The organism is Clostridium sp. YIM B02500, from assembly GCF_022324665.1.
Classification (GTDB): Bacteria; Bacillota; Clostridia; order Clostridiales; family Clostridiaceae; genus Clostridium; species Clostridium beijerinckii.
This window is the reverse complement of sequence record NZ_JAKGTE010000041.1, coordinates 1-19,515: the sequence shown is the minus strand read 5'-3', so window position 1 is coordinate 19,515 and position 19,515 is coordinate 1. Positions and strand designations below refer to the sequence as shown.

The window sequence follows — 19,515 nt, the reverse complement described above, 5'->3', positions numbered from 1 at the left end:
ATTTCACATACTATCTATTGAAATGATGATAATCTGAATTTTATTTTAATCTATTAATTAACGGCTGCCCTCGTAAAAAGGGTCAGTTCTGGCAATTAAAAAACAAAGATCCTAAATGAACACAATTTAAATCTCCAAAGCTCTCAGCATGAGAGCTTTTTTTATTTTCAACAATTGCTACTTATGAATAGTCTAACTAAGTATTCACATAATAACAGTATATTGACACGTCATGTATTATTAACATAATTTTTTTATCCAAATTCAAATATCGGGAAGTGAGGCTAGTATAAATGAAACTAAGAACTTTTTTAATAGCACTTTTGATATTAATAGTATCTACTATACACAGCGCAAAAGCAATTTTCGAGTCAAATACATATAAAGAAGGGGTATATGATATTACAGATACGCAACAAGTTAAAGCCACAGCCATGCTTACAACGCCAGATGAGATTGCAAGCCTAATAATATTTGACCCAAATGGTAATGAAATTTTTTATAAAAAGTTTGATACTGCAAATGAGTCTGTAAATTTAGGTACTATTTTAGATGATGATCGTATTGCTATAGTTGGAAAAGGTGAAATAGCAATCACTATTCAGCAATAGAGCTCTCACTCTTAAATTTATTCAAATCATAATTATTATCTTATAGCAATAATAATTTCCTTATAATGAATATTTATTTCTTAACTCCATATAATACTCTTGGGATAAATTATAACTTTCCCTTCATTGTAATCCATTTAATGAGCCTCTTTTCGGAGGAGGCTCATTAGCTGTGTTATATTCTATTTTTTTATCTAGACAGTACATCTATTATCTGGCATTTAATATACAATTTCTATATTGATCAATAAAAGGGAATTTATTTTTTATAGCTATATCAATAATTTCATTTACTGGATATTCAATGCGTCTATTTATTAATTTGACTTCATCTTCTAAGAATTCTAATATGCCATAAGATATTCTATTATCCCCATCAAGAGAATTTCCAACACTTCCAACATTAAATATTTTCTTACCATCAACTTCCCCTATAAAAGAACTGTGAGAATGCCCGCATAAGATTAATCTTTCCTTCACTCCACTTATAGCCTTTTTAATATCATCTTTATGTACAGTTCCATCAATTGCTTCAACTATAGATTTTGGTGTTCCGTGAACGCAAAGTACTTCAATATTATTAAGTATAATTGAGGACTCTAATGGTAAATTATCTATAAACTCTACCTGATCATGACTTAAATACTTTTTTGAATATTTATAATATAGATGCAGTTGCTTTTCCTTATCTGATAAATTTTCTCCAACTTTTAAAAGCTCTTTAAACCACATATCTGTATTTCCTTTAATCCACGTCAAGACTTCTAGTTCTTCATCATTTAACAATTTAAGAACCTCAGATGGCATTGGTCCTTTCATAACTACATCTCCTAGAATTATAATTTTGCTAATCCCTAGTTCTTTCAAATCTCTTATAGTATATTTTAATGCTACTCCATTTCCATGAATATCTGATAAAACTGCTACTATCATTGGTTACCCCCCTGTTACAAAACATGTCTTTAATTTATTTAACTAAGATACATAATACCTTATAACCTGTGGAGCTATAAATTTATACTGCTTTATTAATTTTATGTACTATACGAAACATCTAACAATACCTTTTTCTCTAAATTAACAGCTCTTAATATTAACATATTGAATTCATTATACCACATATTCCATATAATGTATTTTACTTTCTGACTATATTCTTTTGTATTCATAATGTTCAGTTATTCTGTATTTTTATTATTATACTCTTCGAACTTCAACCTAAAATTCGTATCATAGTTTTAAGCATTAAAATAGCACCTACATTTGTGGTGCTTAATTACAATTTATATCAATATCTACTAACTCAATTTCATTACTTCCTTTTGGTAATTTAGGAATCTCATCATCACCATATCTTATTCTTATTAGAGATGCTCTATAGATATCATCTGAATAATTCCCGTGTTCATATAAAAATAGTAAGCTTTCTTTTTCTAAACAATGTGGCATTATATCCTCAATATTATATTTTTTTCCTTTGTACTTAAATATACATCTTATTAAAGTTCTTTCTGTATACATATTTCTCACCCTAATTATATAAATGTATGCTAAATCAAAAAATTTGTTCCATCTCCTAGTAGATTTGTATTAGTAATAGCATAGGTGTAAGTTACTATATCTCCAACTCTGCTATATGCAGGACCAGTCTTCGATATTTGTATAGAGTTTTGAAATAAAGAATCAACAATGTTGCCATCACTTATTTCAGCTTGAAATTGATTTTCTGCAGTAGTAACTTCAATTTCCTTTGTTTAAATTGACATAATTTCAGTTCCTCTTTATCATAAGTTTACTAACTGTAATATATTTTATGAGCCAATGATAAATTATGTTACACGTACTTATGCATATGGATTTCCCTAGCTTAAAACTTTCTTCTTAGTTATATATCAATTCCACTTTTTATAATAATAATTAGCTTTATATTAACTCAACTAATGCTACTTAAATTTTTTTGTTTAAGTTGTATATTTTACTTAAACATCGTCAATACTCTTATATGAAAAGAGTAATATCTTAATTAAAATAGAGGCAGTATCGTTAGTGTCCCCCACTGATACTACCTCTATTTTTTATGTTTTTATAATAATCATATATTAACTACAATCTCAAATTATCAAATAAATACTTATTGTCCATTTCAATATATATAATTAGTATTGAATTTCCTATAGTTCTCAGTAAATCTTTGCTTATATTGACTTTATGGAATATGCATAATATATCTATCTTACAAAATGCCGAAACACTTTATAGTGATAAATATTTTACATAAGTAAGTACAAATATTTTTAGCTATAATTTTTTTGCTTATAATTAAATCACCTTTCAAGAATCCCTAGCCGGAAATATTAAATTTTTTATTCTTATTTTGAATATTTCTCTCTATATGTGCAATACTAATTATGTGACATAAATTAAGTTTTCATAATTATTTTTCGGGCTCCTCGTTGTAGGAGTCCCCCCCATCCCAATGTATTTCCACATAAGAACACTTTATTTTTTAATTTTATTTAATTTCCTATCATATCTTTTCTTTAAGCATATTCTTTTCCTCAACAGTATTTGAATAATCAATTGCCCAATCACATAAATCAGCTAAAATAGGTAAGAGACTTCTTCCATAGTTAGTTAAAGAATACTCAACTTTAGGTGGTACTTGATTATAAGCTATCCTATTAATCAACCCATCATCCTCTAAAGCTCTCAGCTGTTGAGTTAACATCTTTTGTGTAATATTAGGTAAACTTCTTTTTAATTCATTAAATCTCATGGTTCTTTTACCTAACTGCCAAATAATTATCGGCTTCCATTTTCCTCCTATAATATCTAAAGTTAATTCCATAGAACAATTGTATTCAATTCCTTTAAATCTCATCATTTTTGACTACCTCTTTAATTTCAAGTATATAAATAGTAACTACGTTACTAAAAAGTGCGTTCTTGATAATAATTCCTATAACATATAAATTATATTTTGTAAGTATCCTAAAATAATTAATCTAGGATTTTATTAAGTATTCTCAAATAGGAGTGATATCAATGGAATTAATTACTGTAAATCAATCAACATGTGTTAAATGTGGACTTTGTTCAAATGTATGCCCAAGTGGAGTTTTATCTATGAATGAAAATGGACCAATAGCTATTCACCCAGATAATTGTATTTCCTGTGGCCATTGTGTTGCAATATGTCCCTCTAGTTCAATAGATAATATTAAAACACCTTTATCTAATCAATTGGATTTAGAATCATTTCCACTCATAGATTCTAGCACTGCTGAATCTTTTCTTAGGTCTCGCCGTTCAATCCGTTGCTACAAAGAAACTCAAGTTCCTCAACAGACACTATTAAAATTAGTTAACATAGCTCGTTTTGCACCGACAGCTAGTAATACACAAGGACTTTCATATATTATAATAAAAAATAAAAAGATTTTACAACAAGCTGCAAACATAGTAGTAGAATGGATGGAAGATCAACTTAAAAATTCCCCATCGCCACATTGGAGCTTTTCAAGACATGTTAAAAATTATAGAGACGCTGGTGAAGACTCAATTTTACGTAATACTCCACACATAATATTAGCAACATCTACAAAAGATTTTAAAAATGGAATAAAAAATACTATTTCTGCATTCTCATATCTTGAATTATTTGCTACTACTCTTGGATTAGGTTCATGCTGGGCTGGATTATTTGAAATGTGCGCTTTTTCAAACTATAAGCCACTACTAGAACTGCTTCGCATTCCTGATAACAAAGTTATAACAGGAGCTGTCATGGTTGGCTATCCAAAATATAAATATAGAAAAATCGTAGATAGAAACCCGCTAGAAGTTGAATTTATTAATTAATATCCTTAAAATAAACTGATCAACTTTTAGATATTTCATAATCCTATTCCCAAAAACAATAGGATTATGCTTCTATCTATATAATAGAACTTACCAAACCACTAAAAAATTACTTTATAATTGCTTTCACAAATCAAGATTTTATATAATTAAAATCTATAATTCTTCCAAAAATCATTTCAATTACTATAAGTATTAATACTAGGATTACACCAGTTGCAACTTCAACATTAAACGCCTCTTTAACACATTCTATCTATTATCCAAATACCGAACTCACAAAAGTTATTATGATGAATTAATTATAACATATTTTGTAAATGAAATTTTATACTCATTTTGAAAGTAACTCCTTTATTTATTGATCTATGCTACAATTAAGTTTCTATAATCTATTACTGATTACCTAGTTAACTAGTATCTAAAATACAAATCTATCCTTTTCTAAAGCATATTATGTCTTCTACTGCACTTTCACTAAGTAAATTATACATAAATTTTTTTAATAATCGCATACTAAAGGAAAATAGAAAGAATAGTTCGATTCTTTAGATAAAACTATGAAAGGTAGTTGTACCAATGAAAAAATTTATTATTATATTTTCTGTTTTCTTATTTATGTCTCTTAGTATTGATATAAAGAGCGCTTATGCTGACCCCAATCCTAAAACTTTAACCGAAGGCTTTTACAGAGTTAAGGATATAGGCTTAATGCCAAATACTACTTATAAAGTTAGAAATTCATCCCCTACTGGTAGATCTGTTGTTATTATTTTTGACTCAAATCAACAAATGCAGGAATTTTTAAGACTTGAGCCAAATTCACCAGATTATCTTGTAAAACCTTTAGAATTTGGTTCCATAATCATAATTATTGGAGGCGGTAATATCACTTTTTCCTAGCAAATCAAAAAAATATCTAAAATTCATTTGAATAGTCTTATATTATAAAAGCTTTAAAATTCTACATATTAATAAAATATCAATTTTCTTGGGAAGATATGTTTCTAATACACTCTTCCCTATTTCCATTTATAGATTTAATAGTCCCTCTAAAGTTTTTATTAAATTTTCTGAACTTTTATAGTCTAAAATACGCATCTTAATTAAATATTATCTTTTATTCTAATACTTCGTGGACATTTACCAGATCTATAGATATATCCTTTCCTTTCCAATCTCTCTATATGTGCATGTACACTTGACGTAGATGCCAATCCTGCTAGCTTTCCAATTTCCCTAACTGTTGGAGATATCTTCTCTTTGCCTATATAGTTTTTTATAATATTTAATATTTCTTGTTGCTTTTCTGTTAACATAGAACCATCTCCCTATAGCTTCATATATAATGTCATTTGATATTTAAAGTTGTTTGTCTCAATATAATATCTAAATATATTTAAATTATCATACACGAACAAGCACAAACATATGTTTGCATATATATTACTACTTTTAGGGTATTTTGTAAATAAGAACGCAAAAAGAACCAAAACTAAAATTAATTTTGGCTCTTTTAAGTCTATAATCTTATACAATTATTTAATATAGTCGTATTATTTTTTTATGCTTGTTATTAAATTAATGTATAGCCTTCTTTGCGTATTTTTTCCCCGTTCCTTCAACACTTGTAATAGTAACTAATGCATCTTCATCAAAACCATGCACAATATTTTTTAGCTTTGCTATTTCAAGCCTTGATAGAACCACATAAATAACATTTGTTTCTGTGCCACTATAAGCGCCCTTTCCATCTAACAAAGTTATTCCTCTACCAAGTCTAGCCATTATTGCCTCTGATATTTCATTATTCTTATCCGATACAATTATTACTGCTTTTGACTCATTAAGACCTTCAACTGTTATGTCTATGGTTTTAAAGGCAATAAAATATGCTATTAAAGAATACATTGCTCTATCCCATCCGAATAAAAAACCTGAAATTCCTAAGATGAAAAAATTAAAAAACATAACTATTTCTCCAATAGAAAATGCAGTTCTTTTTTCTAATATTATTGCCACAATTTCTGTTCCATCTAAGGAGCCACCATTTCTTATAATTAAACCTACTCCAACTCCTATTATAATTCCGCCAAATATAGTCGCTAAAAGTACATCTTGTGTTATTCCTGGAACAGGATGAAGTAATGTTACCACAATTGACAAGCAGATTACTGAAAATATAGTTGAAATAGCAAATGTTTTTCCTATTTGCCTATATCCTACTATAACAAAAGGCAAATTGAATATAAATATAAATACTCCCAATTGCACTTTTGTTAGATAGCTTGCCATAATTGATATTCCAGTCATACCTCCATCTATTATATTATTAGGTATCAAGAATATCTCTAAACCTACTGCTACCAAAATTGAACCTATTATCATAAATAGTATTCTGCTTGCTTTAACCCAAATATCATTATATTTTTTTGTCATTTAATTCCCCCTTAAAATTAATCAATATATTTTACTAAATAATAAAAACTATGCTATATAAATTATAACACAGTTTTCATTACTTTATTATACGTTTTTAATATTGCTTAAATATTCTAATTTAAAAAATTGATTGAATAATGATATATATAATCCCCTCTTATTATTTTGGTTATGCATTATTAGCTAAAAAAGCTCTTTAAAAATAAAATCATTCCACTTGCTATAAGTAAAGCAATTACTGATTTTTTAACTGTTTCTTCTTCCATCTTTGAATCAACTTTAACCCCTATAATCATTCCAATAATAACTGCTGGAGAAAGACATAAAGCCATAATTAATGCTTCCTTAGTTAATATTCCTGTAAATAAGTATAAGAAAAATCTAAATATATTATCTACTAAAAAAATACAACAGATATTTCCACGGAATTCATTTTTATTCTCTGTAGTTCTGCTGACATATGCAACTAAAAGTGCTCCAATTCCATAAAGCCCAGCTAATATTCCCGAAATTACTCCTATTACTATGAGAAAAATAATGCTAGCTTTCTTATTTTGAATTTTACTAGGTTTTCTTGTTAACATTTCTACTGCAATTCCAACAATTACAACACCTAGTATACATTTTAATATCCGATCACTTCCAGCCTTTAATAGTAATGTTCCAGGTACAATACCTGCTAGCAGCATGAGAGATAATGGAATGACAATTTTTAAAGAGATATTTTTTCTTTCTTTCCATGCCATATATGTATTTGTTGGAATTCCAAAGAGAAGATCTACTGGTGTTGTTAACCTATTTGATACTACAAAGGAAAATAACGAACCCATAACAAGTGTATTTCCAAAGCCAGTTATACCTTTCGTAAAATATGCAAATAAAGTAGAAATAAAAAGATATATGTTTTGCATTTTTTGCCCCCCATAAGCTTAAATTATATCTTTAACTTTTGTTATTATTATCAATTATAACACATTTGGTAAACATTCCTTCCATTGCTTGTTAACTTGTATATACTCCAAAAATTTAAGGTGTAGAATTTTCATACCTACTACACCTCATCATTAGTTTAAGTTCTAAATTTAGCTATTAAATCTTGTAGTTCTATGGAAACATCCTTTAAATTTTTTGCAGATTGATTTATTTGTTCCATACTTGCAGACTGTTGTTCTATGGATGCCGATATTTCCTCCGTAGTAGAAGCTGACTCTTCTGCTATTGCAGACATATCGCTTATACTTCCTATAACATCATTTTTATTATTGTCTATACTATTTATACTAACTACTATTCTATCTATTTGTTTAACAATATTAGATGCTGAATTTTCTATAGTTTTAAATGCCTTTTCAGTATCATTTGATACCTGACCCATTTGAATCACCATATCTCCTACGGTTTTCATTTCTGATTTAGTCTTATTTATTTCCTTCTTAACTTCCCTAACAATGGCATCTATTTCTTTTGTTGAGTCAGCGGCTTCATATGCAAGTTTTCTAATTTCCTCCGCTACAATAGAAAATCCGTTTCCTTGTACGCCCGCTCTTGCTGCTTCTATAGTTGCATTAAGAGACAATATATTAATTTGTGATGTAATGCCCTTAATTGCGTCAGTTATTTTCTCAATTGATTGAGATTTGTTATTTAAAACACTAACTTGATCAAGTATATTTTCCGCTACTTTATGGTTTGATTCTACAACACTTTTTAATTTATTTATATTCTCCATACCTTCCAAATTTGATTTTGACGCCAATTCTATATAATTCTTCACTGAATTAGTATTTTCTACCGAATCATGAATTTCTTTTGCTAAAACCTCTAATTTATCTACTCCAGTTTCAGTATTCCTTGCAAGATCAGTAGAACCTTGTACCATTTCATCAATTGCCTTCGCTATAGCCTCTATTGACTGAGATGTTTCAAATATTATATTTGATAAAATGTCAGAATTTAATGCTACATTTACAGAATTCTGTTTAATATTTTCCACAAGTTCTCTTAATGTTCTTCTCATGTTTGCCAAGGCCATACCCATATCGTAAAATTCGTCTTTATATCTTTTTATTACATTCAAACCCGCTTGATCAAATACTAAATCTAAATCCGCAGTTTTATTAATAAATTTAACCAGAAAATTTATTCTTTTTGTAATAATATTAATTATAGATATTGTTACTACAAGACTGACTATGATTATAATTGTTGCATTCAGCATGAGCATTAATCTTGAATGATTATAAATTTGATCATTTTGTATATTAGCTAAATTAGCCTGGTCCTGGTTATATTGAACAAGTTTTTCAATTGCGCTATTTACATTCTCAAAATCCTGTCTAGATTCTCCATACATTAAATTAAATGCATCCTTATTTTGAGATTCTCTACTTAATTCAATAGTCTTCCTGCTAGTTTCAAAATACTTAGGATAATACTCTTTAATTTCTTTAAATATCTCCATATCATCGCTTGATATCATAGTTCCTTGATATTCTTTTAATTCATCTTCAAACTCTTCTCTCAAATCTTGAAGTTCTTTTTCTGTAGCGTTCATTAAGTCAGGATCATCTTCTAGTACATGTCTGTATTCTCTAAGTCTATATTCTGACATATTTTGATCCATAGTATGAGCCAATTCGCTCCTCTTATACCAAACTTCTGCAATTTCACTTGCTTTATCTTTTACATTTTTAATTGATATTATAGAATACACTCCTAAAAAAGACGTTAGCAAAATTATTAACCCAAATGAAGCAATAAGTTTATTTCTGATTGTAAATTTCATTTGAACACTTCCTCCAAAATAAATTTAAATCTAATATAACTATTAGATAATTATCTTGTTTGGCAATTCCAATTATATATTCATTTCCGTTACATACATCATAATTAATCTTTTTTATACTATCTTTTGGAATCCTTGTAACATCCTCTACTTCATCAACGATAGCACCAAAAGCTCCTTCACTATCTTCAATAATTATTATTTTCTGTTCGTCATTTCTTTTTTCATTTTTTATGCAGATCTTCTGACCCAAATTAATAATTGGTATAATTCTTCCCCTTAAATTTATGACTCCTAGTATATATTCTCTACTCAATGGTATTTTAGTAGGAGCCGCATAACCAATAATTTCATTAACTTGTTCTATTGGCACCGCATACCTCTCTTTTCCTATATGAAATACCACAAATTGCTCTTCAGTCATTAATTTCCCTCCCTGCTACATCTGCAGCATATTCTTCATAACATAATATGAAAATTGGAAATGCATTGTTACTGAGCAAAGAACTAAAATATTTAAAATTATGTTTTGTGAATATATTTTTTTTATCTTCAAAAAATAAAATATATTTGCAGTTCAATTTAGAAAGGTGGATTACTTTAATGAGAAAAATCAGCATTATATTTTTTATTTTCTTATTATTTAATATAACAATAACGGCTTCTGCCGATCAGCCTAGAATTCTTAGACAGGGTTTTTATACAACAAAAGATTTAAATTTATCCCCTGATGCTCTGCATACAATACAAAATACCTCTCCCACTGAATATGTTTCTGTAGTGCTTTTTGATTCAAATGAAATTGTTCAGGAATTTATAAGATTAGTCCCTAAATCAGAAAAATATGCTTTACCACCTATCCAAATTGGATATGAGATAATAATAATTGGAGATGGTGAAATTACTATTTCTTAGAGTATATAGATTAGTTTACTTTAGCAAAAAATATAAAGGTGGTCATATCTATGAAAAAATTTACTGTTTCAATATTATTTTTCTTATTTTTGTCATTAAATATTTCAACAATTCAGGCTCTGTCCATATCTAGAGTTTTAAAAAAGGGGTTCTACACATTAGAAGATTTAAAACTATCTCCTAATACAAGTTATACTATTCAAAATGATTCTTATAATGAGCGTGCTTACATACTTGTTTTTGATTCCGAACAAAATTTTATACAGTCTTTACGATTGAGACCTCAATCACAGAAATATAATTTACTTCCGCTTAAAGATGGATATAAAATAGTTGTAGTTGGAAATGGAGAAGTGACTATATCTTAAAAGAGAATAAATCTACAAGATTTATTTAGTATTTAATGATTCTACTTTTATAATTACTATAAATTCCAATTAAGATTTTGTACAATTTATAAGTTTAAGACTACAATCAGCAAAACGCGATTTACTTCTGCTTAAGAGCAGCTATATATAGTTTAGGCTAATAGCATTAAAACTCACCTTATATCAAAAAAGCCACTATATAAATAATGTCATTTAGTTAACTAAATGACATTTCCATACAAGATGACTTTCTCAATGATTTTTCAATTGAATTTTATTTACCTTCTTTTAAAATTGACGACATCACTAATGCTAAATCGTTCTTTTTTTCATTATCTCTAATAAAGTTTGCTACTTTATCATCTTTTGTTATTATTTCAATATATTCTTTTGCATCTTCATTTTTGACATTAAATGATTTTATATTTTCTCTTGATATTTTATCTGTATAAGCAATATCAGATAGCCCTCCCCAAACAGCATGAGTAATAGCCTGTATATATAAATTTTTAGGAGTAAGAATCAATTTAAAATCATTTACTACTCCACCTGCAACTCCCTGTGCTAGCAAATTAACCAACGTATTTGCTACTTTACTTGAAGCTTTAATATCTTTGTAAGAATTAATAGAACATAGTATTTCTTCATCATTTAATACACTTGCCATATTTCGCCCTCCAAATTATATATTTTAATTGAATAAATAATTATCTGCATCAAAATCTATTATCCAATTATATCATATAATAGTAATATATTCTTATTACTAAATTCTTAATTTTTAATAACTTACTTACATTTTCTATACTATTCAAATGTATAAGGCTCAAAAACTAGAATTATAAGTTTTCAAAAATGTTACTGGCGGAGGCTAGACAGCATCAATGAATTGAAAAATATAGGTGGTCAATCTCAACTATATTTTTTATCTTACAAAAACTTTACTTAAAGATTTCTATTGCTTTTCTATTATAAATTCCGCATGATCTCCTATAGCATGAATCATTGGAATGCTAATTACTATTTTATTATCTTCCATATAGCTATAGGCTCCTTTCTTTGGAATTTCAATCACACCATCTTTCTCGTGAAAATCAGCATCTTTTAATATATTTAAAAGTTCATCATCACTAATGTTTTTTATAACAGACTTCTGTGCATCTATTAATTTATCATCCTCTGAAAGCATTTTAACATCATCTAACTTTTTTAATTTTTCTAGTACTCCCTGCGCATTAGCATAGTCTGAAAGACCAACTGTTAAACCGTTCTCTAAATCTATATTAACCGTATAAAAGATTGAAGTTGGATATGCTGTTCCTTTAATATTTACTAGTCCATTAAAAGCTATTGATATATATTTATTATTTTTAGTTTTCACTTCATAATTTACTTCCATGCTTATATCATTAATATTTGTATCATTCTCAACATATATATTTATAATACTTAGGGCTGCATTCTTTAAATCTTTATTTATGGATTCAAGCTTTACTGCATCAGCATAATGTTTTACTTGTGGGTAATTAATCTTCACATGATCTTTACTATAAACTTCATCAATTATTTCGTATTGTTTTGATTCATCACGTAAAGATACTTCCATATTAAAATAATTAATTTTATTAACAGCTAAAACCTCTTTTTTTATTGGATTAGTACACTTCAGATTATTAACATGAAAATTTCTCATTAATAAGAAACTAAGTATTGTTATGCCAGTTAATAAAAGTGCCGATTTCTTCATTTTCATATGTATCTCCTTTAATTCTTTAATTTGAATGTTAATTTTATTAATTATTTTATCCTCACGTTATACAAATAATGTAGGCCAAAGCTTAATAATAAAATTACTTTCACTTTTTTAATTTTTTTATTGATTTTATCGGTCACTATGATAAAATTATCGTAAGAGGTGAATTTATAATGTTAGGTGATAAAGTAAAACTACTTAGAAAAGAGAGAAAAATTACACAGCAAAAGTTAGCTGAAGCTATTGGTGTAAGTCAGTCTACTATAGGAATGATAGAAGGAAATAGACAAGGTGCTAGCAATGATACATTAATTAAGTTGGCAAATACTTTAAATACTACTGTTGATTACTTATTGTCTGATAATATAGAAGAGTTAGACTTTCCTGATAAGAGAATTAGTGACCCTGGATTTGGCGATGATGATATAAGAAGAATTGAGAGAGCTCGAAGAAAAATGGATCCTAAAAACAAAGAAAAAATGATGAAAATTTTAAGGTCTGCTTTTGATGAGTACTTCGACGATTAGATATAAGCGTATAAAACAGATAGTTAATGATATTTATATAAAATTAAATATTAGTAAGTTTCCTATAAACGTATTTGAAATAATAGGTTCTTTCGATAATATAAAAATAGTTTCTTATCATCGATTCATGCTTGATCACAATTTAACCAAAGAAGAAACTTTTGAAATATTAACTTCTGACGAAGGATGTACTGATTATTTTAAACCTTCAAATAAATATATAATTTATTATAATGATTTAGATTTTAAATCTGATGAAAGAATTAGATGGACTTTAACTCATGAATTAGGTCATATTTTATGTAGCCATTATTCATCTGATAATACTAAAATATTTGATGACTACCTGTCAGAATCTGAATATAAAATTATGGAAGCTGAAGCAAATTATTTTACTGGTCTTTTATTATCTAATCCAGTAATTCTTCATAAGTTGAATATTAGATCTTCTCATGACATAGAAACGTACTGTTCGATATCTTCTGAAGCGGCACGTTATAGATACAAATTTTATAAGAAGTGGTGCGAGAATAATATTTTAACTAGTTCAGATAGATCCATTATCAGAAACTTCCAATCTTATCTAAATGCTCAAAGGCTTGAATATTTAGAATTTATTAGTTTCATCAACTCATTTTAGCTATATTATCCAAACTAAAATTTTCATAATATAGAATATAATAGTTTCACTACTATTTCGTAATTTATAAGCAAAAAAGGACTATCGCACTATAAATTAATGATATGCTCCCTACATGGTAGACAGTAAAAAACTATCGATCATAAAAGGGAGCATATTAAATTTTAATCCATTAATAAAATAACCACTTATTTATGGAAAGTAGATAATTATCATTGAGTTTTTTTACGCTACAGATAAATAGTATTAATTTGTCTTAAACTTATCTGTTAATTCTTTAAGCGTTGTAGCCATATCGCTAAAGCTTTGAACTGATGCTGTCATTTCTTCAATTGAAGCTACTTGTTCTTCTGTAGCCGCAGATATTCCTTGAGTCTCTCCTGCTACAGCCTCAGAAAGCTGTGTAATATCACTAATATTAACAAATACTTCCTTTTCAGTTTTATTCATATTATCTATAGCATTACTTACTTCCTGCATATTAGATTCAACTTCTTGTATAGATTTAAATATTAATTGAAAATAGCTATTAGCTTCATTTACTACTTTAGATCCATCATTAACTTCATTTATGCCTTTATTCATAACTAAAGCTACATTTTCAGTTTCTTTTTGTATGCCATTTATAAGAGTACTAACCTGCCCCGCAGCTTCTCCAGATTGTTCTGCTAATTTACGAACCTCATCAGCAACAACTGCAAATCCTTTTCCTTGTTCTCCGGCACGTGCTGCTTCTATTGCTGCATTTAAAGCCAACAGATTTGTTTGTTCTGAGATGCCCTTTATTACTTCTGTAATTTTCCCTATTGCTTGTGAATGCTCTCCAAGCTTGTCTATAACTTTAGATGTATCGTTAACTGAACCTTGAATATTAACCATACTTGAGTTAACTTTATGGAGTGCCTCACTTCCTTTCTCAGAATAGCTAGACGCAGTTTGCACAGCCGAAGAAACATTATCTGATTTTTCATTTATATCTTTTATTGCGCTATCTAAAATATTCATATTAGAATTTATTTTATCTATCTTAGAGCTTACTAACATAGAACCTTCCGCAATTTCATTAACATTTTCTGCAGAATTTGTAGCAACTTTTGACTGCTGCTCGCAAACATCTGTCATCTCACTAGATGCTGATGAAACTCTCTCTGAATGTTCTTTAATATTATTTATTACCTCTCGTAAGTTAACAGCCATTTTTTCAAATGCTCTTCCTAAATTACCTATCTCATCGTTGGATTTTATGTTTATATTATTAACTGTTAAATCTCCATTTGAAATCTTATTTGCTGCATTTAAAAGTATATGCAATGGTTTAGTTGCATAACCAACTAGAACAAAAACTCCTCCACATGTAATAAACAATATAACTATTCCTATTAAACTAGTGTTAATTAAAGAATGTATGCTTTTTTCAACAGTAATACTTTTAGGAATTTCAGCACAAATAACCCATCCTGTCTTTTTATCCTGAACATAGCTCACAAGCATACTTTTCCCATCTTTAACTACTTCTTCGGAACCACTCTCCCCTTTTACACCTTTCTTAATAAATTCGAAATTATTTAAATCTGTACGATCTTCTGGCTTGTCTAATGTCTTAGTAGGATGAGCTAGCAATTTGCCGTCTGAATCTACGATATAAACAGTTGCATTATCCTGCGAAAGCTCTTTAACAAAAGAATTTAGCACTGGAAGTTCAATGTTTCCTTGTAAGATTCCCGTTACAATCCCGCCCTCTTTATCTCTAATAGGCGTTGCTAAAACTGTGATTAAACTTCCATTATCTTTACTTACAAGAACTTCAGATACAACCTCATCCTGTCCTTTAAGTGCTGATTTATAAAAATTACGATCTGATATATCCGATGATTTAGAGTCATCGCTTCTTACAAACTGAACTCCATCTAATTTAGTAACAGCCGTAAATGATAAATCTGGATATACTTTTGAACTCTCAACTAAAATTTGTTTAGATTTTTCTGCATCATAGGAACTAATAATAGGATTTCTCGCCATGCTCTTTATCCCATACATATTCCTCTCAATTAGACCATTTATCTTTTCATCCACAATTTGTGCTCTTTTAAAATTATCAGCTAGTGCATTTTCTATCGCAATCTTTTGTGAAAAAAACAAATTAATGATTGTGAATATTATTAAAGGCACAGAACTCGCAAGAAGAAGTGTTAATGTCAACTTCCTTTTAATATTCATGTTTTTCCTCCTAAGTTATTATATATTTCTAAAATATTAGATTAGTACTTTAATTAATATTCGACAATATCAGCGAAATACCTCCTATAAAACAAACATTTTTTATTAATTATAGTAATTAGTCCAACAAATTCCAATACATCTATCTTTTTTATTGTGAATTATTCCTTGCTTTAGTAATGTCCTCTAATCAAAAAATACATTACCTCCCACAAAATGGTGGTAGGTAATGTATTTCACTAAGTTCTACTATATAAACTATTTTTAATAAATTTGAAATGCAGTATTAGACGAACTTGTCCTATAACTACTATATGTAGTCTCAGCCAGAACTTTATAAGTACCTTTTCCTGTAATTCTATATGTCAAAATACCAAAAAAAGCCTCTCCATATCTATCTGTCATTCCTTTATATACTGTCACAACACCTTTGGGTGAAGTAATACTAAATTTAACGGCTGCTCCTTGAATTGCTTTGCCAGAAGTATCTGTAACCTTAGCTTTAATATATATTATATCACCTGCTAAGTAATAGGCTTTATTTGTAGACACAACCGTTCTTGTCCCTAATTTTGAAGGTTGCGTTGTCACAGGCTGACTTACAACTGGTTGAGTAGTAACAGGTTGCGCATTAGTTGGTATTGTTGAAATTGGCTGTGTCACCGTTGATGTTTGTCCTTTAGGTGCTTGTATTAGCCCATAACCATACCAACTATCTTTTCCGCTTATTCCTAAATCAATAACATTTTCATTAAGTTTTGCACGTAATTGATTTGGAGAAAGCCCTGGATTAGCCTGCTTTAATAATGCTAAATCTCCTGTAACAAAAGGTGCTGACATTGAAGTACCGCTCATAGATACATATTTATTATTTAAATATGTACTAAGAACATTAACCCCTGGCGCCGCTACTTCAACAGTATTTCCTGTAGAGGAAAACGAAGGTCTTTTATTATTAGAATCAATTGCCGCTACTGCTATAACCGAACTATATTTTGCTGGATAATCTACTGTATCCGTTGATCCATCTGATGTACCATCATTTCCTGCTGCCGCAACAACTAAAATGCCTTGATTATAAGCCTTGTCCACTTCTTGTTGCAATGCAGTTGATGGTATGGAACTACCAAGACTTAAGTTAATAATGTCCATTTTATTTGTAATACACCAATCTATTCCTGCGATTATATCAGAAAGGTATCCAGCCCCATCATTTCCTAATACTTTTATAGCATAAAGGCTTGCCTCATTAGCAACTCCAACAATTCCATAACCATTATTTTTCGCTCCTATTATACCTGCAACGTGCGTTCCGTGCCCATTATCATCTAAATATGATGTTGTATAAGATGTGAAAGCTGCACCACCTGCAACTGATAGATCCTCATGGTTAGCTATCCCAGTATCAACAATTCCGATTTTTACTCCTTTTCCAGTATAACTTGAAGACCATGCTGTCGGAGCTTGGATTTTATTCACTCCCCAGTCTGCTGTTTGAGAATTTGTTTTAACTATTATATCTTGTTCTACGGCTAATACATTGGGATCATCTTTCAAATCCTTAATAGCTGTAGTAGGAACAGATGCTGATAGAACGTTTGCATTTTTGTATTCTCGTCTTACATTTCCTCTAGCCTTTGAAACTACATTTTTATCAGCTTTATTTTTAAATACGACAATTACTCGTTCATTTGATGTTGAGACTGATGTTACTACCGCTGCATTAACATTTGCTGTAAATCCAAATGCTACTAATAAAAAAGTAACTGCTGAAATAATTTTTTTCATTTATATACCCCTCCTTAAATTTATCTTTCGTAAATGTGCTTAATTAAGCTTATCACCACTCTTTTAGACCTTATTCCCTCCTCCTATAAATCAAAGTAACTTTTTATCTGCACTTCTAAGGAACTGTACTGATAAACAGATTTGATTAATTTTATTATAATTCCATATAACAAAAAACTATTCAAACGAATAGTGACAGAATATTACTTTATCTTACATTATTCAGTAACTGTCATACATATTCTATGAATTTAGTCCATATAATTTTGCATTCCATAATTTCTTATAGTGTTTGCTTCATCTTTTAACATAATTATATCATAGTGGCATATCCCCTACAATTCATAACATACAAGGATTTTATTCCTTATAAAGGGTTTACATGAATATTATTCACATAAATACATTACTATCAAAATAATTTCATGAACTTCAAAGTAGCTTGTTAATTTTTTCATCAGAATACATTAAATCTCCTACGACTATTAAAACTATTTTCATTGCACTTTATGGATACCTTAACCTTTATAGCCACTTTCTAATATATAAAAAGGAGAGTCAACTCGTTTTATTCTAAAATAAAAACAGGTAGTTTAATTAAAACCACCTGCTTTTATTTTAAATTTCGGCAATACTAAGCCAATTATATTTAATTTAAAATATTTTATTACTAATTATTACTCTCTGATATTATAGGAATCCAAATATTACTCTTATAGTCTTGTAAAAAGCTATCTCCTTCTGTATAAAATCGAATTCCAACATGTTAATATGAATTTTCAAAATACGTTTAATTTGTAATATTCATTTCTGTGAACGATTCTAAAACATAATTAGTATTGTCTATAGTTGTGACAATTAACTTGTCAGTTGAGTTTTTAACTTTAGCAACAGTACCTGTTAGTATAGATAAACAATCCTCCACTAAAATCGGAATATCATTCACTACTACCAACTCCATATTATCACACTTTTCCTTCATCCAATTATTTAAGATAGATTCTCCTTCAGATGAATTACAACCTGCCTCCATTAAATATTCTCCTCTCATATCCCTTTTAAATATATCATATTTTTTGAATCTTTATTTAGCTTTTATTATTTAATTATCGTATAACAATATTATTGTTTTAATATTATTATCAGAGTATTTTTGATAAATCTCAATAATAAAACTTTTACACCTAATTATTTGACACTATTTTAACATATTACTTCATATGTTACAAGAAAATTAAATTGATAATATATATTCTATATATGTAAATAAGTAACATAGAAAAGCTCAACTTAATATGATTATTTCTTATAAATGGCTTTCTTCCCACTTATTCTAGAAACAATATAAAAACTAAATTAAAGCAATACATGCCGGCTCATGAATTCTTTTATAACGTATGAAATAAGCTTATAGTTTATTATTAAATTTATTTACTAATTGAAACTCATATTTCCTTATATAAAAACTTCCTCACTACCAATTTAATTAGTATATTTAATAAGACAAAAAAAGATAGCCATTACAGCTATCTTTTATACTTACCTCGCAACGTCCTACTCTGCCACACAGTCTCCCATGCAGTACCATCGGCGCTATAGACCTTAACT

Annotated in this window: 21 protein-coding genes; 7 read left to right on the top strand and 14 right to left on the bottom strand. The window is 28.6% G+C overall.

The features are described 5' to 3' along the window. Positions 1-293 precede the first annotated feature (293 nt). Complete coding sequence (locus tag L1S46_RS23110; RefSeq protein ID WP_012060102.1) at positions 294-611, top strand: hypothetical protein; 318 nt, start codon at positions 294-296, stop codon at positions 609-611. A gap of 210 nt (positions 612-821) precedes the next feature. Here the strand turns inward: L1S46_RS23110 and L1S46_RS23105 are convergent, their stop codons facing one another. The 4 genes from L1S46_RS23105 to L1S46_RS23095 form a co-directional block, all read right to left on the bottom strand. Next, positions 822-1,544 (bottom strand): metallophosphoesterase family protein, encoded by a 723-nt coding sequence (locus L1S46_RS23105; protein WP_238901100.1) that lies wholly within the window; start codon positions 1,542-1,544, stop codon positions 822-824. Positions 1,545-1,645: 101 nt separating this feature from the next. Then, complete coding sequence (locus L1S46_RS26435; RefSeq protein WP_275299043.1) at positions 1,646-1,780, bottom strand: hypothetical protein; 135 nt, start codon at positions 1,778-1,780, stop codon at positions 1,646-1,648. Positions 1,781-1,883: 103 nt separating this feature from the next. After that, positions 1,884-2,132 (bottom strand): hypothetical protein, encoded by a 249-nt coding sequence (locus L1S46_RS23100; protein ID WP_012060104.1) that lies wholly within the window; start codon positions 2,130-2,132, stop codon positions 1,884-1,886. Positions 2,133-3,138: 1,006 nt separating this feature from the next. Then, positions 3,139-3,495 carry a helix-turn-helix domain-containing protein gene (locus tag L1S46_RS23095; RefSeq protein WP_012060105.1) on the bottom strand — a complete coding sequence of 119 codons (357 nt, stop codon included), beginning with the start codon at positions 3,493-3,495 and terminating at the stop codon, positions 3,139-3,141. Positions 3,496-3,656: 161 nt separating this feature from the next. On the opposite strand from L1S46_RS23095, the gene L1S46_RS23090 reads away from it, so the two are divergent. Together L1S46_RS23090 and L1S46_RS23085 are read left to right on the top strand one after the other, a co-directional pair. After that, a complete protein-coding gene (locus tag L1S46_RS23090) occupies positions 3,657-4,472 on the top strand; it encodes a nitroreductase family protein (protein ID WP_012060106.1) in 816 nt (271 codons plus the stop codon). 618 nt (positions 4,473-5,090) lie between these two features. Further along, positions 5,091-5,375, top strand: a complete 285-nt coding sequence (locus L1S46_RS23085) for a hypothetical protein (protein WP_338080116.1) — start codon at positions 5,091-5,093, stop codon at positions 5,373-5,375. Positions 5,376-5,578: 203 nt separating this feature from the next. On the opposite strand, the gene L1S46_RS23080 is transcribed toward L1S46_RS23085, so the two are convergent. From L1S46_RS23080 to L1S46_RS23060, 5 genes are all read right to left on the bottom strand, one after another. Beyond that, positions 5,579-5,791 carry a transcriptional regulator gene (locus L1S46_RS23080; RefSeq protein ID WP_238901099.1) on the bottom strand — a complete coding sequence of 71 codons (213 nt, stop codon included), beginning with the start codon at positions 5,789-5,791 and terminating at the stop codon, positions 5,579-5,581. A 262-nt stretch (positions 5,792-6,053) separates the two neighbouring features. Continuing rightward, positions 6,054-6,911, bottom strand: a complete 858-nt coding sequence (locus L1S46_RS23075; protein ID WP_238901098.1) for a YitT family protein — start codon at positions 6,909-6,911, stop codon at positions 6,054-6,056. A 182-nt stretch (positions 6,912-7,093) separates the two neighbouring features. Further along, positions 7,094-7,825: a sulfite exporter TauE/SafE family protein gene (locus L1S46_RS23070; protein WP_077855425.1), complete on the bottom strand. Its 732-nt coding sequence runs from the start codon at positions 7,823-7,825 to the stop codon at positions 7,094-7,096. Positions 7,826-7,983: 158 nt separating this feature from the next. Continuing rightward, complete coding sequence (locus tag L1S46_RS23065; RefSeq protein WP_238901097.1) at positions 7,984-9,699, bottom strand: MCP four helix bundle domain-containing protein; 1,716 nt, start codon at positions 9,697-9,699, stop codon at positions 7,984-7,986. Continuing rightward, complete coding sequence (locus L1S46_RS23060) at positions 9,677-10,123, bottom strand: chemotaxis protein CheW (protein WP_238901096.1); 447 nt, start codon at positions 10,121-10,123, stop codon at positions 9,677-9,679. The genes L1S46_RS23065 and L1S46_RS23060 overlap by 23 nt, the downstream gene beginning before the upstream one ends. Before the next feature lie 47 nt (positions 10,124-10,170). Between L1S46_RS23060 and L1S46_RS23055 the strand changes: the two genes are divergently transcribed. Together L1S46_RS23055 and L1S46_RS23050 are read left to right on the top strand one after the other, a co-directional pair. Next, the gene (locus tag L1S46_RS23055) at positions 10,171-10,614 is read left to right on the top strand and encodes a hypothetical protein (RefSeq protein ID WP_236887859.1); all 444 of its coding nucleotides are present in this window, start codon (positions 10,171-10,173) and stop codon (positions 10,612-10,614) included. Positions 10,615-10,664: 50 nt separating this feature from the next. Beyond that, entirely contained in the window at positions 10,665-10,982 is a 318-nt protein-coding gene (locus tag L1S46_RS23050) for a hypothetical protein (protein WP_012060114.1), read from the top strand. Positions 10,983-11,256: 274 nt separating this feature from the next. Here the strand turns inward: L1S46_RS23050 and L1S46_RS23045 are convergent, their stop codons facing one another. Both L1S46_RS23045 and L1S46_RS23040 read right to left on the bottom strand, forming a co-directional pair. Then, positions 11,257-11,649: a hypothetical protein gene (locus L1S46_RS23045; protein ID WP_039769590.1), complete on the bottom strand. Its 393-nt coding sequence runs from the start codon at positions 11,647-11,649 to the stop codon at positions 11,257-11,259. Between the two features lie 288 nt (positions 11,650-11,937). Further along, complete coding sequence (locus tag L1S46_RS23040; protein WP_077829586.1) at positions 11,938-12,735, bottom strand: DUF4163 domain-containing protein; 798 nt, start codon at positions 12,733-12,735, stop codon at positions 11,938-11,940. Between the two features lie 173 nt (positions 12,736-12,908). Between L1S46_RS23040 and L1S46_RS23035 the strand changes: the two genes are divergently transcribed. Next, complete coding sequence (locus L1S46_RS23035; RefSeq protein ID WP_012060117.1) at positions 12,909-13,262, top strand: helix-turn-helix transcriptional regulator; 354 nt, start codon at positions 12,909-12,911, stop codon at positions 13,260-13,262. Further along, positions 13,243-13,902 carry an ImmA/IrrE family metallo-endopeptidase gene (locus L1S46_RS23030; RefSeq protein WP_238901095.1) on the top strand — a complete coding sequence of 220 codons (660 nt, stop codon included), beginning with the start codon at positions 13,243-13,245 and terminating at the stop codon, positions 13,900-13,902. Before L1S46_RS23035 ends, L1S46_RS23030 begins: the two co-directional genes overlap by 20 nt. A 246-nt stretch (positions 13,903-14,148) precedes the next feature. Here the strand turns inward: L1S46_RS23030 and L1S46_RS23025 are convergent, their stop codons facing one another. The 3 genes from L1S46_RS23025 to L1S46_RS23015 form a co-directional block, all read right to left on the bottom strand. Next, positions 14,149-16,119, bottom strand: coding sequence for a methyl-accepting chemotaxis protein (locus tag L1S46_RS23025; protein WP_238901094.1), 1,971 nt, complete (start codon positions 16,117-16,119; stop codon positions 14,149-14,151). Between the two features lie 264 nt (positions 16,120-16,383). Continuing rightward, on the bottom strand, positions 16,384-17,907 hold the full coding sequence (locus L1S46_RS23020) for a S8 family peptidase (protein ID WP_238901093.1): 1,524 nt from the start codon (positions 17,905-17,907) through the stop codon (positions 16,384-16,386). A gap of 790 nt (positions 17,908-18,697) precedes the next feature. Then, on the bottom strand, positions 18,698-18,940 hold the full coding sequence (locus L1S46_RS23015) for a hypothetical protein (RefSeq protein ID WP_017211860.1): 243 nt from the start codon (positions 18,938-18,940) through the stop codon (positions 18,698-18,700). Positions 18,941-19,515: the final 575 nt, after the last annotated feature.

What these genes read in the sequence shown, in the direction of transcription:
- L1S46_RS23085 (WP_338080116.1), top strand. Translation starts at nt 5,091, where the DNA reads ATGTCTCTTAGTATTGATATAAAGAGCGCTTATGCTGACCCCAATCCT.
- L1S46_RS23065 (WP_238901097.1), bottom strand. Translation starts at nt 9,699, where the DNA reads ATGAAATTTACAATCAGAAATAAACTTATTGCTTCATTTGGGTTAATA.
- L1S46_RS23110 (WP_012060102.1), top strand. Translation starts at nt 294, where the DNA reads ATGAAACTAAGAACTTTTTTAATAGCACTTTTGATATTAATAGTATCT.
- L1S46_RS23045 (WP_039769590.1), bottom strand. Translation starts at nt 11,649, where the DNA reads ATGGCAAGTGTATTAAATGATGAAGAAATACTATGTTCTATTAATTCT.
- L1S46_RS23040 (WP_077829586.1), bottom strand. Translation starts at nt 12,735, where the DNA reads ATGAAAATGAAGAAATCGGCACTTTTATTAACTGGCATAACAATACTT.
- L1S46_RS23060 (WP_238901096.1), bottom strand. Translation starts at nt 10,123, where the DNA reads ATGACTGAAGAGCAATTTGTGGTATTTCATATAGGAAAAGAGAGGTAT.
- L1S46_RS23075 (WP_238901098.1), bottom strand. Translation starts at nt 6,911, where the DNA reads ATGACAAAAAAATATAATGATATTTGGGTTAAAGCAAGCAGAATACTA.
- L1S46_RS23100 (WP_012060104.1), bottom strand. Translation starts at nt 2,132, where the DNA reads ATGTATACAGAAAGAACTTTAATAAGATGTATATTTAAGTACAAAGGA.
- L1S46_RS23105 (WP_238901100.1), bottom strand. Translation starts at nt 1,544, where the DNA reads ATGATAGTAGCAGTTTTATCAGATATTCATGGAAATGGAGTAGCATTA.
- L1S46_RS23095 (WP_012060105.1), bottom strand. Translation starts at nt 3,495, where the DNA reads ATGATGAGATTTAAAGGAATTGAATACAATTGTTCTATGGAATTAACT.
- L1S46_RS26435 (WP_275299043.1), bottom strand. Translation starts at nt 1,780, where the DNA reads ATGAATACAAAAGAATATAGTCAGAAAGTAAAATACATTATATGGAAT.
- L1S46_RS23050 (WP_012060114.1), top strand. Translation starts at nt 10,665, where the DNA reads ATGAAAAAATTTACTGTTTCAATATTATTTTTCTTATTTTTGTCATTA.
- L1S46_RS23080 (WP_238901099.1), bottom strand. Translation starts at nt 5,791, where the DNA reads ATGTTAACAGAAAAGCAACAAGAAATATTAAATATTATAAAAAACTAT.
- L1S46_RS23015 (WP_017211860.1), bottom strand. Translation starts at nt 18,940, where the DNA reads ATGGAGGCAGGTTGTAATTCATCTGAAGGAGAATCTATCTTAAATAAT.
- L1S46_RS23030 (WP_238901095.1), top strand. Translation starts at nt 13,243, where the DNA reads ATGAGTACTTCGACGATTAGATATAAGCGTATAAAACAGATAGTTAAT.
- L1S46_RS23020 (WP_238901093.1), bottom strand. Translation starts at nt 17,907, where the DNA reads ATGAAAAAAATTATTTCAGCAGTTACTTTTTTATTAGTAGCATTTGGA.
- L1S46_RS23090 (WP_012060106.1), top strand. Translation starts at nt 3,657, where the DNA reads ATGGAATTAATTACTGTAAATCAATCAACATGTGTTAAATGTGGACTT.
- L1S46_RS23025 (WP_238901094.1), bottom strand. Translation starts at nt 16,119, where the DNA reads ATGAATATTAAAAGGAAGTTGACATTAACACTTCTTCTTGCGAGTTCT.
- L1S46_RS23055 (WP_236887859.1), top strand. Translation starts at nt 10,171, where the DNA reads ATGAAAATTGGAAATGCATTGTTACTGAGCAAAGAACTAAAATATTTA.
- L1S46_RS23035 (WP_012060117.1), top strand. Translation starts at nt 12,909, where the DNA reads ATGTTAGGTGATAAAGTAAAACTACTTAGAAAAGAGAGAAAAATTACA.
- L1S46_RS23070 (WP_077855425.1), bottom strand. Translation starts at nt 7,825, where the DNA reads ATGCAAAACATATATCTTTTTATTTCTACTTTATTTGCATATTTTACG.